This window comes from Anaerolineales bacterium, from assembly GCA_030583885.1.
Lineage (GTDB): Bacteria > Chloroflexota > Anaerolineae > Anaerolineales > Villigracilaceae > Villigracilis.
The window spans coordinates 259,640-273,078 of record CP129480.1 but is presented as its reverse complement, the minus strand read 5'-3'; the positions used below and the strand labels follow the sequence as shown (position 1 = coordinate 273,078).

Sequence of the window (13,439 nt, the reverse complement as noted above, 5' to 3'; positions counted from 1 at the left end):
TGCTTCAGGGGCGGATGACCATCCGCCCTTTTTTTATGGTTAAATTCAATACAGGAGATTAAACGAATGTCCGCACACGAATTCGAAACCTTCCTTCAAAAATATCCCGCCTACAAGCAAACCGCCTCCATCGATGCCCTGCGCAAAAAGGATTACGCCCGCCTCGACGCGGGCGGGCACGTCTATCTCGATTACACGGGCGGCGGTATCTATGCCGAGTCGCAGATCCAAAAGCATCAGCAACTCCTGCGCGAAGGCGTCTTCGGCAACCCGCATTCGTCCAACCCAACCTCGCTCGCCGCCACGCATCTCGTCGAAGACACGCGCGCATACCTCCTCAAATTCTTCAACGCCGACCCAAACGAATATCTCGCCATTTTCACGTCCAATGCCAGCGGCGCGCTGAAGTTGATCGGCGAGTCGTATCCGTTTTCAAACGGACGATATCTTTTAACATTTGATAATCACAACTCCGTCAATGGGATTCGGGAATTCGCCCACGCGCGCGGCGCAGAGGTGACCTATATCCCCGTCATGCTGCCCGACATGCGCGTGGACGCTTCGCAGCTTGAAACGGAACTGGCTCGACCCTCCAGGACCGGTCATAACCTGTTTGCCTATCCCGCCCAATCGAACTTCTCCTCGGTCAAGCACCCGCTCGAGTGGATCGAGAAAGCCCACGCCCGCGGCTGGGACGTCCTTCTCGATGCGGCCGCCTACGTCCCCACCAGCAAACTGGACCTGAGCAAGGTCAAACCCGACTTTGTTCCCATTTCCTTTTATAAGATATTCGGCTATCCCACGGGGCTTGGCGCATTGATCGCACGCAAGGAAGCGCTGGCGAAACTGCACCGTCCCTGGTTCGCAGGCGGTACGATCACAGTCGCATCCGTGCAGGGTGACAAATATTATCTCGCAGAAGGCGCAACCGCCTTCGAAGACGGTACGTTGGATTACCTCAACATCCCCGCGCTTGAAATCGGGTTGAAGCACATCGAGTCGATTGGGTATGATGTGATCAGTGAGCGCGTCTGCGCGCTGACGGGCTGGCTGTTGGAAAATCTCACGTCCATGAAGCACAGTAACGGCGTGCCGCTGGTTCGGGTTTTTGGACCAACCACCACCGAGGGAAGAGGCGGGGCGGTCACGGTCAATTTCTACGACCAGAATGATATCGCCTTCGACCATCGTTTCATCGAAAGCGAGGCGAACAAGGTCAACATCTCCCTGCGCACGGGCTGTTTCTGCAATCCCGGCGCGGGCGAGATCGCGCTCGGCATCTCACGCGTGGAACTGGATGTGTGTTTCACCCGCCCTGAACACAGGGATGTCATGTCCATCGACGAGTTCCGCAAGTGCATCGATGGAAAATCCTCCGGTGCAGTTCGCATTTCTGTAGGTCCATTCACGAACTTTGACGACGTGCAGGCGCTGCTGACGTTCGCGAGAGGGCTGCTTTCATGAACAACCAAACCCGCTCTCAGATCAAACCCGGTATGACGGTGCTGATCGTCCTCAAGCAGGACCAGCACACGGGCAAACTCACCAAGGGCATCGTCAGGGATATTCTCACCAAGTCTCCCAATCATCCGCACGGCATAAAAGTCCGCTTGATGGATGGGCAGGTGGGCAGGGTCAAGGAGATTGTCGAAGAGTGAGCAAAAATATGTTCAATCTTGCAGCCCGTTTTCTTCTGGAACTCGCCGCGCTGTACGCCTTTGGCCGTTGGGGATGGAACCAGCGCACGGATTTCCTGCGCTATGTACTGATGATCGGCCTGCCCCTGCTGGCTGCCACATTGTGGGGCGTGTTCCGCGTGCCCGCAGATGCCAGCGCAGGCGGCGGCGCGCCTGTCCCCGTGCCGGGCTGGGTGCGCCTGATGTTCGAGATCGCCTTCTTTTCGTTTGCGACCTATTGCTTTTTCGCCGCAGGTTTGCAGAATGCAGGCTGGGTCTTCGGGATCCTCAGCCTGCTTCATTATGTCCTTTCGTATGACCGCATTCTCTGGCTTATGAAATCCTAAGGTAATTCCCGGGGGATTTATGTCATCCAAACCCCATGAATTCACACCGCCTCAATTACGACAGGATCGCACGTCACTACAACCAGCGCTACCCCGCCTCCCGGCATTGGGAGCGCGGACGGGCGCTGCTCAGCCTTGCAAAACGAATCAAAGCCAAAACCATGTTGGAGGCCGGCAGCAGCACGGGCTACTGGCTTAACCTGCTCGGCCGGGTGACGGACGGATTGTTCGGGCTGGATTACTCGATGGGGATGCTCCGCCAGGCGCAGGGATAGTCCGCGCCGCTCCACCTTTCATGGCCGGGCAATTTTCCTGCCGCGTGCTATACTCGCAGAAACCATTCTGCCAGTGAGGCTGTATCATGAGAAAATCCCCGCCGATCCTGTTCTTCTTCCTCCTGCTCTCCGCCTGCGGACCGTCCGCGACGGCAGCGCCCATGACGACGGAGCCGCCGCTTGCGGATGATTTTGGCTGCATTTCATCCAACCCCACCCAGGCGGATATTGACCGCGCGCTGGCATACAGCGGCAATTTGTTCGATGTGCCCGAATGGGAACGGACCTATACCGTCGCCGACGGGCGCGTATCCGTGGCATGGTCCAGCACCCCGCTTGCCGCGGTGGCATATCTTGAAGCGCTCATCTTCCCCTGCGGGTATGAAGAACCCGACCTCGATTTCTTTTTCAGCGATGAAAATTGGGAGATCATCTTTGAAAACTATGAAGGGTTTGAGCATGTGGACGAATGCCGGACCACGGACGGGTTAAGGCTTTATCAATTCATCGGGGTTGACGATGGGTATGAATACGACATCCATTACTGGGCACGCAACGATACGGATACACGCGTCATTACGATGATGACGGTGTTCCCCATCGAGTCGGAAGCCCTGATCGAAGAATATGCCCGCCGCCTCTTCCCCGCACTTCTTAATTGCCCATAGGAAACAGACATGACCTCCCGCTACGACATCCTTTTCCAGCCCATTAAAATCGGGCCCGTCACCGCCCCCAACCGCTTCTACCAGGTCCCGCACTGCAACGGATTTGGATATCGCATGCCGAAGGGCATGGCGGCGATGCGCGAGATGAAAGCCGAAGGCGGCTGGGGCGTGGTCTGCACCGAGGAGGTGGAGATCCATCACACCACCGACCTCTCGCCGTATTTTGAGGGACGCCTGTGGAGCGATGAGGATATCCCCGCCTGGCAGTTGATGACGGAAGCCGTCCACAAGCACGGCGCGCTGGCAGGCATTGAACTGACGTATAACAGTCACGACGCCGCTAATTTGTATTCGCGCGCCGCTCCGTTCGGTCCGCGCTCGATGAGCATCACGGGCGGCGGCGGATACGAACCCGGTCAGTCCCGCGCCGCCTCGAGGGACGACTTGAAGCAGGTCCGCAAATGGCATCGCAATGCGGCAATCCGCGCCAAGCGGGCAGGTTTCGACATCATCTACTGTTACGCCGCGCACAATATGACATTGGCATTCCATCTTCTCTCCAAGGATAATGACCGCGCCGACGAATATGGCGGCTCGCTCGAAAACCGCGTGCGCTTCCTCCGCGAACTCATCGAAGATACGAAGGATGCAGTTGGCGATACCTGCGCCGTCGCCGTCCGTTTTGCAGTGGACGAACTGCTCGGCGCGGACGGGATGCAGTCCGGCGGCGAAGGGCGGGACATCGTTGCCATGCTCGCCGAACTGCCCGACCTGTGGGACGTGAACATCAGCGCGTGGAAGAACGACTCGACCACCTCCCGTTTTGAGAAGGAAGGCAATCAGGAAAAGTACATTTCCTTCGTGAAAGGACTGACCACCAAACCCGTCGTCGGCGTTGGACGATACACCTCGCCCGATTCGATGGTCTCCGCCATCGAACGCGGGGTCATGGATATGATCGGTTCGGCGCGCCCGTCCATTGCCGACCCCTTCCTGCCCAACAAGATCAAGCAAGGCAGGCATGAAGACATCCGCGAGTGCATCGGCTGTAACATCTGCGTCACGGGCGATACGCGCTTCGTGCCCATTCGCTGTACACAAAACCCGACCATGGGCGAGGAGTGGCGGCGTGGATGGCATCCAGAGATCATCCCGCCCAAAAAGAAGAATGACGAAATTCTCATTGTCGGCGCGGGACCGGCCGGCCTCGAAGCGGCGCGGGCCCTGGGTCAGCGCGGGTACAAGGTCATCCTCACCGACGCGAAGCGTGAGGCGGGCGGGCGCGTCCTGCTTGAATCCGCACTTCCGAATCTCATCGAGTGGCGGCGCGTGATTGACTGGCGTCTCACGCAAATTCAAAAGATCGAAAATATTTATTTCTACCCATCCAGCCCCATGTCCTCGCAGGATGTTCTGGATTCCGGCGAGCCGCATGTCATCATCGCCACCGGTTCGGCATGGCGGCGCGACGGCGTGGGGCGCACTGTCTCACGCCCTCTTGAAGGTACAGGCAGTATCTTTACGCCTGACGATCTGATGAACGGCATCGTCCCCGGAGGGGGCAACCTGCCTTCGGGCAATGTGCTTATCTACGACGACGACCATTACTACATGGGCGGCGTCCTCGCGGAACTGCTCGCAATAAACGGCTGTACCGTCACGCTCGTCACACCTGCTCCCACCATCTCCTGCTGGACGGAATTCACCCTCGAACAGGATCGCATCTACAAGCGACTCCTGGACCTGAACGTGACTTTCCTCCCGCAGCATGTTCTCGCCTCCCACTCCGCGACAACTGCCACAGTTTCCCACGTCATTACCAACGCCGAAACTGTTCTCTCCTGCGACGCAGTTGTCATGGTCACCGAGCGCACCCCCAACGACAGCCTGTATCACGAACTCCAACCTGCCCTTGCGGACGGACGGCTCAAGTCGCTGCGGCTTATCGGTGATGCGGAAGCGCCGAACATCATTGCGCAGGCGGTCTTCAGCGGTCATCTCGCAGCACGGGAATTCGATGAAATGATCGACCCCGATGTGACGCCGTTCAAGGTGGAGCGATAGGATATGTCATTGCGAGGGCGTTAGCCTGAAGCAATCTCAATGTTGAATTAGGAGATTGTCTCGTCGGGGAGGTCACCCTCCTCACAACGACATAAAATAAACCATGACCACCCCCCTCATCCTCGTCAGCGGCGCAACGGGCTACATCGCCAGCCGTCTCATCCCGCAACTCCTCGAGCGCGGATATCGTGTCCGTGCAATGGCACGTCACCCTGAGCGGCTCAAATCGTGCAAGTGGTATTCGCAAGTGGAAATGGTCCGCGGGGATGTGATGCGGCCTGAAACGCTGCCCGCCGCCTTGGACGGCGTCCGTACGGCCTATTACCTCATCCATAACATGTCGTCGGGGCATGGATACACGTCCATTGAGCTCGAAGGCGCGCATAATTTTGCGTCTGCCGCCGAAGCCGCGGGTGTGGAACATATCATCTACCTCGGCGGACTGGCAGACCCCGAACAGCATATTGCTCCGCACATGCGCTCACGCATCGAAACAGGCGTAACGTTGCGAAAGGGAAAAGTGCCCGTCACTGAATTCCGCGCGGGAGTGATTGCCGGAGAAGGGAGCATCTCCTTCGAGATGATCCGCTTTATGACCGAGTTGCTTCCGATTGTGCCAGGTCCCGCATGGCTGAGAAATAAATCCCAGCCGATTGCCATTCAAAACGTCATTGACTATCTGCTTGCGGCATTGACCAACCCGAACGGGCGTGGACATGTCTTCGAAATCGGCGGGCCCGACACCCTCACCTATCAGGAATTGATGAAAAAATATGCGGAGATCCGCGGGCATAAACGCGGATTCTTTTTGCTTCCGCGCATTCCCATCTGGTTCATGGCGTTCGGCATTGGCTTGACAACGCCCGTGCCGTACCCCATCGCATATGCGCTGGTGGGTGGACTGTCCAGCGACAGCGTGATTCAGCATGGCGGGGCGGGAGAAACCTTCCCTGAGGTAAGGCTTATTGATTTTGAATCGGCTGTCCGCGAGGCGTTGAAGCGTTTGCATCCGCTGACAGTGGAGCAGGTTTGGGACGACGATCAAAATGCGTCGCTCAAGCACGAAGGTTTTTTCATCCTGCATCGAAAAGATAAAAAGTCGGGGGAGTTCATCCACAAGGCATTTTCCTTCGGTGATGAATGGAGCGACGGACGGACGCTGTACCTTGCCCCGTTTGGGATGCGCGGTTTTTTGTATTGGGCTGTGCGGCGCCTTTGGTGGTAGAATGATGGAAATAACGATCAGCAAGCGGCGAAGCCGGTGGAATTCCGGCGCTGTCCCGCAACTGTGAAGTTAGTTATGTAGTTGAATAGTTACATAGTTGAGTGGTTGAACTACAAAACTATCGCACTAACAAACTACCAAACTAATGAAGCCAGGTCGCCCGCTGTTGGTCGCTTCACCACACTCTCGCGGAAAGGAGGTGGATGACGGCAGACCCTCGAATTGCCTCTCCAGCCTCCCCAGCCTTTGCTGGGGATTTTGATTCCATACCCATTAGGAGAAGAACATGTTACGCAAGACCCTGATTTTGACTTTACTGCTCGCTCTCGCCCTTGCAGGATGTGCCCCCGCTTCAACCCCGACCGAAGCGCCTGTTTCTGTTTCTACGGATATTCCCGCCACTGAAGCGCCGGCCTTCGATGTGACGACCTTCACCGACGGGCTTGGCCGCGAGATTGAACTTGAAGGCCCCGCGCAGCGTGTGGTTTCGATTGCGCCTTCCAACACGGAGATCCTTTTTGCGATTGGTGCAGGCGCGCAGGTGGTGGGACGCGATGAGTTTTCCGATTATCCCGCTGAAGCCGCATCGCTCCCCAGCATCGGCGGTTCGATGGGCGAATTCAGCGCGGAAGCCATCGTGGCGCTTGAACCCGATCTTGTCCTTGCGGCCGAGATCAACACACCTGAACTGGTCAAGCAATTGGAAGATTTGGGGTTGACCGTTTATTATCTGAGCAACCCGACCACGCTCGAAGAGATGTATGTCAACCTTGAGATCGTCGCCCGGTTGACAGGTCACGATGTGAGCGGATTGGTCGAATCGCTGAAAGTCCGCGTCGCCGCAGTGGATGAGAAGATCGCGCCGCTCAGTTTTCGCCCAAATGTGTTCTATGAGATCGATGCGACCGATCCGAACAAACCATGGACGTATGGCCCGGGCACGTTCGGCGAGCTCTTGATCGAACGCGCCGGCGGATTCAACGTCGGCAGCGTGGCAACTGACCCGTACCCACAGCTGAGTTTGGAACAGATCGTGGTTGCCAACCCGTCCATCATTGTCCTTGGTGATGCGATGTGGGGTGTGACGGTTGAGTCTGTCCAGGAACGTGCCGGCTGGGATGCAATCGATGCCGTGCAAAATGGCAACATCTTTCCCATCGACGATAACCTGATCAGCCGCCCCGGCCCGCGCCTGGTGGATGGCCTCGAAGCGCTGGCACGGATTTTGCATCCAGGTGTGTTTGAATAAAGTCATCTCATGTTTCCCTCTCCCACTCTGGGAGAGGGAAACGGAGTGAGGACATGCGCAAACCCTTGCTGTGTACTTTTCTCTTTCTTCTCGCCGCAATTGTTCTCAGTCTTGCGATCGGTTCTGTCCTCATTTCCCCAGCCGAATTATGGGACATCTTGCGCGGGACGGGAGAGAAGACCTACACCTTCATTATCTGGAATATCCGCCTGCCGCGCACTGTCTTGATCGCGCTGACCGGCGCGGCCTTGAGCGGGAGCGGCGCGGCGTTTCAGGGATTGTTCCGCAATCCGCTGGCTGACCCATTCCTGATCGGCGTCGCTTCCGGCGCGGGACTTGGCGCAGTCATCGCCATGTCGATCCAGTGGCCCTATTCCTTTTGGGGATTGATGGCAATTCCGATGTCCGCGTTCATTGCGGCGTTGTTGACGGTCTTCATCGTTTATTATCTCGCCCGCGTCGGGCGGACGATTCCGACCACCAATTTGATCCTTGCAGGTGTGGCGTTCTCTTCCTTCGCTACATCCCTTACTTCGTTTCTTATGCTGCGCTCCACCAGCGAAGTCCGCCGCGCGCTGGGATGGCTCTTGGGCGGCGCGAGTCAGGCAGGCTGGACGGCTGTACTTGCCATGCTGCCCTATCTTTTGATCGGCTTGGGGATTCTCGTCTTCAGCGGATACCGCCTCAACCTCCTGCAATTCGGCGATGACCAGGCGCAGCAGCTTGGCTTGAACGTCACACGTTCCAAGACCATCCTGCTGGTCGCGGCATCGCTTGCCACCGCCTCCGCAGTTGCATTCTCCGGCATCATCGGTTTTATCGGGCTGATCGTCCCGCATGTGATGCGCATGTGGTTCGGCGGGGACTATCGCCGTCTCATCCCGCTCTCCATTATCGGCGGCGCTGCTGCCCTGTTGATATCCGATATTATTGCGCGGATCGTCCTTGCGCCGCAGGAGATCCCTGTTGGCATCATCACTGCGTTGGTCGGCGCACCCTTCTTCTTGTGGGTGCTGCGCCGCGTGAAGAATCAAGGATATTGGTAGATATGACCGTCAAAACCCGAAAACTGGATTCTCAAAGCATCCACCAGGTGGACAAGTTCAACCGTACGTTCACGGTGGCATCAAAACTTGTACTGGGTATGGAAGATGGAAGGATCACCTGTTCGATTGCCCCCGTCACACCATATGAAAAGGAGATCCCGATTGACGATATGGATGCATCCACATTCATTGACAGCGATGAAAAGGTCATCTTCTTCGCCGATGTGGATGGAATTGTCGCAGGTCAAATCAAAATCATCACGTGGTGGAATCGATTTGCCTACATTGATGACCTGATCGTCAACCCGCAAGTCCGAGGGTTGGGCGTGGGTCAGGCTTTGATGGGTGAGGCAATTGGATGGGCGAAGGCGAAGCGTTTCCCCGGCATCATGCTCGAGACGCAGGACGATAATGTCCCCGCCTGCCAGTTGTATCGAAAATGCGGTTTCGTCCTCGGCGGCTTCGATCAATACACGTTCAAAAATATCAAGCCGAACGAAACCGCGTTGTATTGGTATTTGATATTTTAATTGTAGGGGGCAGCGACGCTGCGCCCCTACCGAAAAGAAAAACACATGCTCAAAATTCAAAATCTCTCCGCCTCGTATCATGGACATCAGGTTCTGCACGATGTTTCGCTTGAAGTGAAAAGTGGTGAAGTGCTTGCGCTCATCGGTCCGAACGGCGCGGGTAAATCCACCATCATCCGCGCGGCGAGCGGTGTGATTCCATCCACGGGGCACGTCCGTACCAACGGCGACGACTTCCATTCGCTCGACCCCATGCAGCGCGCGCGATACATGGCAGTTGTGCCGCAGGCGATCTCGCTGCCGCCCGCGTTCACGGTCTGGGAGACGGTCTTGATGGGACGCACGCCCTATCTTGGATTTCTCGGTTACGCCTCTTCCCTTGACGAAGAGCTTGCCCGCCGGGCCCTGAGCCGCGTCCACGCCCTGGCATTTGCGGACCGCCGCGTGGGCGAGTTGTCCGGCGGAGAGGGTCAGCGTGTCCTGCTCGCCCGTGCCTTGTGCCAATCCACGCCGATCCTGTTGCTCGATGAACCGACGGCGCATCTCGATCTGCAATATCAAGTCAGCCTGTTGGAGTTGATCCGCGAACTCGCGCGGGATGAAAATCTCGCTGTGCTGGTTGCCCTGCATGACCTCAATCTCGCTGCCCGTTATGCCGACCGGGTCGCTTTATTGGTCGGCGGGCATCTCAAAGCCATCGGCTCTCCGCGAGAGGTGTTGACCCCCGAAGCGATTTCACAGGCGTATTGCCTGCCTGTAAAGGTTGTGGAACATCCATATATGGATGTTCCATTGGTACTCTGCTAACTTGAATAGTATATATGGATTAATGAGAATAAAAATTCAGGCAATTCAAGCCGGATAACGCTCGAATAAACCTTAAGCGGCTTTTCCCTAGTTCGTAACCACGAAGATCACGAAGGTTTAAAGCGAGACAGTCACCCACAATGTGACTGTCTCGCTTGATTATAGGAATTTGAAAACTATTCTTCTATGAAGTAATCAGAGTCGATTCGTTTGAGTTCATAATTCACAATCGAGTTGACTCCCACATTGTAATCAATCATCAACTGGCTTAATGTTTCACCGCCAATCAAGGTGATTTTGCTGTCAATTTTCGATGCAAACTCTTTTGCTTCGGTCGTAAAACCAGATGTCGTGATGAAAATTCCCTTTTTTGCCCGCTGCCCTTGTAACGCGCCTGCAAATTTCTGGATTTCAGGTCGCCCGACAGGGTTTTCCCATTTCTTTGCCTGAATATAAATCACATCCAAACCAAGGCGGTCTTCGTTGATGATCCCGTCAATTCCGCCGTCGCCGCTTTTACCAATGGCTTTTCCTGCTTCTTTGCGAGTGCCGCCGTACCCCATTTTCACCAACAAATCAATGACCAGCCTTTCAAAAAAGGATGGCGAGCAACTTTTGACCGTTTGCAATACTTCTTCTGCCAGCGTTTGGCGCAGGCTTTGATAGGCGGCTTCAATGGCTTCTTCGGGTGTTTGAACATCTATTTCGCTTGGAATGATTTCTTCTTCATCATCCTTGTCGCGTCTCGACCTAAATTCCACAAATTCATCATATTGGTTCAGGAAATCAACATTAATTTGTTTTGGAGATTGTTTGAGCACATCCAATCCCCTGGGTGAAATCTGGAATCGCCCCCGCCCAGTTGCATTCAACAAGCCAGCCTTGCGAAGATAAGTCGCCGCCCAGCCAACACGGTCATAAAATCTGGTCTTTCTTCCACTGGGCAGCATCTCTGCCAGTTCAGGCTCAGTAAGATTGAATTGTTCAGCCAATACTTTTGTGGATTCCTGCAAGGAATGTTCTTGCTCGTCAGCAGCAAGATTAAGTATCGGAAGCATTAAAGATTGATAATCAGGTATTGTCATTTCAATCTCCCAGGGTAAAACAAACCACTGTATTGGCTATTTTCGCAAGTTTAGCACAATTTTATAGTTCATCCACCACGATCCCCGACGCCAACCCGCACGGACGTAAACCCTTCAACAGGCTCAGGACAAGCGTCCGCGCTATTCACACAAAGTCCGCTCATACCCCTTCGGGCACTTAGCGGGCTAGTCGCCTTCGGCGGCTTCGTACGGGTAGCGGGGGGATTTATCCCCTTGCGGATTTCTTCACGCGCCGTGATGAACTCCATCACCTTCCTGCGATTTTCCTCCACAGGACGAAGCGCATCCACGAACAGGGCAGAGGTGGGTCTCCACGGTAAAAAGTCCTTGCGTTGCACCTGAATCCGTTCCCAAGTGGCGGGTTCATCGTCTGGGAAGTCCAGCACACGTTGGCGTACCCGCGCTTCCCAAATCCTCTCATTCGATACGAAGGTGTGGATGGGGCGAAAAGCGGCGTTGTGGTTCTTTGCGATCTCAAGGGCTTGGGAGCGGTCTGTCCCCATAAACACTGAATCGACGATGATGCTGATTCCCAATTTCAATTGCGCCTCGACCAAATTCAACAGGATGCCGGTCATCTCCTCCCAAAATGGGTCGGCACGCTTGCGCATGTGTTCGGGAATGGACGCAACCACGTCGTCAATGCGCAGGAGCGGGATCTTCAACTCCCGTGCGGCGGTAGTTGCAAGGGAGGTTTTCCCTGTTCCCGGCAAGCCTGAGAAGATGACCAGTGTCGTTTTCATAATGATCCGCGCTACAGCACGATAATTTATGGATACTACCACGAAAGGTGGGGAGGGTTGACGTAGTCTATGGTCATATCAACCTTATTCGATGAAACGAGAGAAAATGAGTCAAGCACAAGCTGAAAATAAAACCAAATTTTCGATTCATCCCGCCACGGGAATTGGCCATGTTTCTTTGACCGTTGCCAGTCTGGAGAATCAGGTCCTGTTCTACGAAAAGGCAATGGGATTCAAACTCCACTGGCGGGATGAGAATCGCGCGGGTCTCGGCGCAGGCGGCGCGGACCTGCTCGTCCTCAACGAAGCGCCGAACCTGAAAAAATATCGCGGTGTAACGGGCTTGTATCATTTTGCAGTTTTGTTCCCCAACCGCCGCGAACTTGCCATTGCGCTCGCGCGTTTGTCCGCACGGAAGGTCCGCAATTATCCCACCGACCACATCATGACCAAGACCACCTACCTCGACGACCCTGAAGGCAACGGCATCGAGTTGTACTGCGAATCCCCCGAGGACGGCTCATGGACGATGGAGGACGGCAAATACGAAACGCGCCGCGCCGACGGTTCCTGGAGCGACGGGCGTGAACCGCTGGATGTGGAGGCGTTGTTCAGGCATTTGAAGGAGGATGACAACCTCGATGCCCCCATCCCGTCCGAAACAAAAATGGGACATATCCATTTGCACGTGCGCGACATCCCCGAAGCGCTCGATTTCCATCACGGCGTGCTCGGTTTCGATGTGATGGGTCATGCGAAGGAATTCCAGATGGCATTCGTCTCCGCAGGCGGATATCACCATCACATCGGACTCAACACCTGGCAGGGAGAAGGTGCGCCGCATCCCCCCGCCGATGCAGTTGGTCTGCATCACTTCACCGTGGACTTGCCGAATCAACCCGCATTGGACGAAGTGATTGCCAGGGTTGAGAAAGCAGGCATTCCCTACAACCAAACCGAAGACGGCTTGCTCCTGCACGACCCATCTCAGAATGGGGTGGTGTTGCGGGTCAAATAGACCGTGGACAATGGACCGTGGATGAAACATCCGCGGTTCTTTTTTGTTCCCCGTATAAATTCGCGGGCTGGTGTTGTCTCTACCCCAACTGGAGACACTCAATGCTCGCTCAATTTTCCGATTCGACCCCGAAGATCATCCTAAACCCCGAAGGCAACGAACCTGCGGATGTTTGCATGCCCAATATCAGCCCAAAAGAACGCCGGAAACGCATGCAATTCGGTATCCTGCAGACCGTTTTTGGCCTGGCCATTTTCACCGCCATACTCCTGCTTGGCGCGGACAAAGCCTGGCGGCTGCCGCTCTTCTTCATGTTCGCGGCAGGAGCCTCGTCCATCTTTCAGGCCCTCGACAAAACCTGAGTGATCGAAGCTGCGCGTGGTACACGCCTCATGAACGGAAAATCAGAAAAGATCGAAGACCAGAAGGAAGTGTGGAGAATCCGCTGGCAGGCGGTGCGGGTCATCGTCAAAGGCACGCTGGCAGGGCTCGCCATGACCGCGCTGGCGATGCTGATTCCGTAGACCGTGGACGATAGACCATGAACCATAAATGCGCCCTGTTGAATACAAGGCGCTTTTGTTTGCCAAGTGCTGGCGTATAATCGTAAGGGCGGCCCTTCAATATAAAAAGATGCCTTGTATGGTATGGGCGGGTCGCCCCTGCTCTCAAATCTAAAATCGGA

16 protein-coding genes and 1 riboswitch are annotated in these 13,439 nt (G+C 55.5%); of the genes, 14 read left to right on the top strand and 2 right to left on the bottom strand.

Going from position 1 to position 13,439, the window contains the following annotated elements; genetic code table 11:
- Positions 1 to 66 precede the first annotated feature (66 nt).
- From QY332_01410 to QY332_01360, 11 genes are all read left to right on the top strand, one after another.
- A complete protein-coding gene (locus QY332_01410) occupies positions 67 to 1,464 on the top strand; it encodes an aminotransferase class V-fold PLP-dependent enzyme (GenBank protein ID WKZ36582.1) in 1,398 nt (465 codons plus the stop codon).
- Positions 1,461 to 1,658 (top strand): YwbE family protein, encoded by a 198-nt coding sequence (locus QY332_01405; protein WKZ36581.1) that lies wholly within the window; start codon positions 1,461 to 1,463, stop codon positions 1,656 to 1,658. Before QY332_01410 ends, QY332_01405 begins: the two co-directional genes overlap by 4 nt.
- On the top strand, positions 1,655 to 2,023 hold the full coding sequence (locus QY332_01400; protein WKZ36580.1) for a YrdB family protein: 369 nt from the start codon (positions 1,655 to 1,657) through the stop codon (positions 2,021 to 2,023). The genes QY332_01405 and QY332_01400 overlap by 4 nt, the downstream gene beginning before the upstream one ends.
- A 35-nt stretch (positions 2,024 to 2,058) precedes the next feature.
- Entirely contained in the window at positions 2,059 to 2,298 is a 240-nt protein-coding gene (locus tag QY332_01395; protein WKZ36579.1) for a hypothetical protein, read from the top strand.
- Positions 2,299 to 2,384: 86 nt separating this feature from the next.
- Entirely contained in the window at positions 2,385 to 2,966 is a 582-nt protein-coding gene (locus tag QY332_01390; GenBank protein ID WKZ36578.1) for a hypothetical protein, read from the top strand.
- Between the two features lie 9 nt (positions 2,967 to 2,975).
- The gene (locus QY332_01385) at positions 2,976 to 5,030 is read left to right on the top strand and encodes an FAD-dependent oxidoreductase (GenBank protein ID WKZ36577.1); all 2,055 of its coding nucleotides are present in this window, start codon (positions 2,976 to 2,978) and stop codon (positions 5,028 to 5,030) included.
- 103 nt (positions 5,031 to 5,133) lie between these two features.
- Positions 5,134 to 6,255 (top strand): NAD(P)H-binding protein, encoded by a 1,122-nt coding sequence (locus QY332_01380; GenBank protein ID WKZ36576.1) that lies wholly within the window; start codon positions 5,134 to 5,136, stop codon positions 6,253 to 6,255.
- Positions 6,236 to 6,435, top strand: a riboswitch (cobalamin riboswitch). Its footprint overlaps the gene before it by 20 nt.
- 106 nt (positions 6,436 to 6,541) lie before the next feature.
- Complete coding sequence (locus tag QY332_01375) at positions 6,542 to 7,504, top strand: cobalamin-binding protein (protein ID WKZ36575.1); 963 nt, start codon at positions 6,542 to 6,544, stop codon at positions 7,502 to 7,504.
- A 53-nt stretch (positions 7,505 to 7,557) separates the two neighbouring features.
- Positions 7,558 to 8,550 carry an iron ABC transporter permease gene (locus QY332_01370; protein WKZ36574.1) on the top strand — a complete coding sequence of 331 codons (993 nt, stop codon included), beginning with the start codon at positions 7,558 to 7,560 and terminating at the stop codon, positions 8,548 to 8,550.
- 2 nt (positions 8,551 to 8,552) lie between these two features.
- A complete protein-coding gene (locus QY332_01365; protein WKZ36573.1) occupies positions 8,553 to 9,080 on the top strand; it encodes a GNAT family N-acetyltransferase in 528 nt (175 codons plus the stop codon).
- Positions 9,081 to 9,125: 45 nt separating this feature from the next.
- Positions 9,126 to 9,887 carry a heme ABC transporter ATP-binding protein gene (locus QY332_01360; protein ID WKZ36572.1) on the top strand — a complete coding sequence of 254 codons (762 nt, stop codon included), beginning with the start codon at positions 9,126 to 9,128 and terminating at the stop codon, positions 9,885 to 9,887.
- Between the two features lie 176 nt (positions 9,888 to 10,063).
- Here the strand turns inward: QY332_01360 and QY332_01355 are convergent, their stop codons facing one another.
- Positions 10,064 to 10,972, bottom strand: coding sequence for a restriction endonuclease (locus QY332_01355; GenBank protein ID WKZ36571.1), 909 nt, complete (start codon positions 10,970 to 10,972; stop codon positions 10,064 to 10,066).
- A gap of 68 nt (positions 10,973 to 11,040) precedes the next feature.
- On the bottom strand, positions 11,041 to 11,736 hold the full coding sequence (locus QY332_01350; protein WKZ36570.1) for an AAA family ATPase: 696 nt from the start codon (positions 11,734 to 11,736) through the stop codon (positions 11,041 to 11,043).
- 106 nt (positions 11,737 to 11,842) lie between these two features.
- Between QY332_01350 and QY332_01345 the strand changes: the two genes are divergently transcribed.
- The 3 genes from QY332_01345 (at position 11,843) to QY332_01335 (ending at position 13,278) form a co-directional block, all read left to right on the top strand.
- Positions 11,843 to 12,754: a VOC family protein gene (locus tag QY332_01345; GenBank protein ID WKZ36569.1), complete on the top strand. Its 912-nt coding sequence runs from the start codon at positions 11,843 to 11,845 to the stop codon at positions 12,752 to 12,754.
- Between the two features lie 101 nt (positions 12,755 to 12,855).
- A complete protein-coding gene (locus QY332_01340; protein ID WKZ36568.1) occupies positions 12,856 to 13,116 on the top strand; it encodes a hypothetical protein in 261 nt (86 codons plus the stop codon).
- Positions 13,117 to 13,146: 30 nt separating this feature from the next.
- Positions 13,147 to 13,278 (top strand): hypothetical protein, encoded by a 132-nt coding sequence (locus QY332_01335; GenBank protein ID WKZ36567.1) that lies wholly within the window; start codon positions 13,147 to 13,149, stop codon positions 13,276 to 13,278.
- The last annotated feature ends 161 nt before the right edge of the window (positions 13,279 to 13,439 follow it).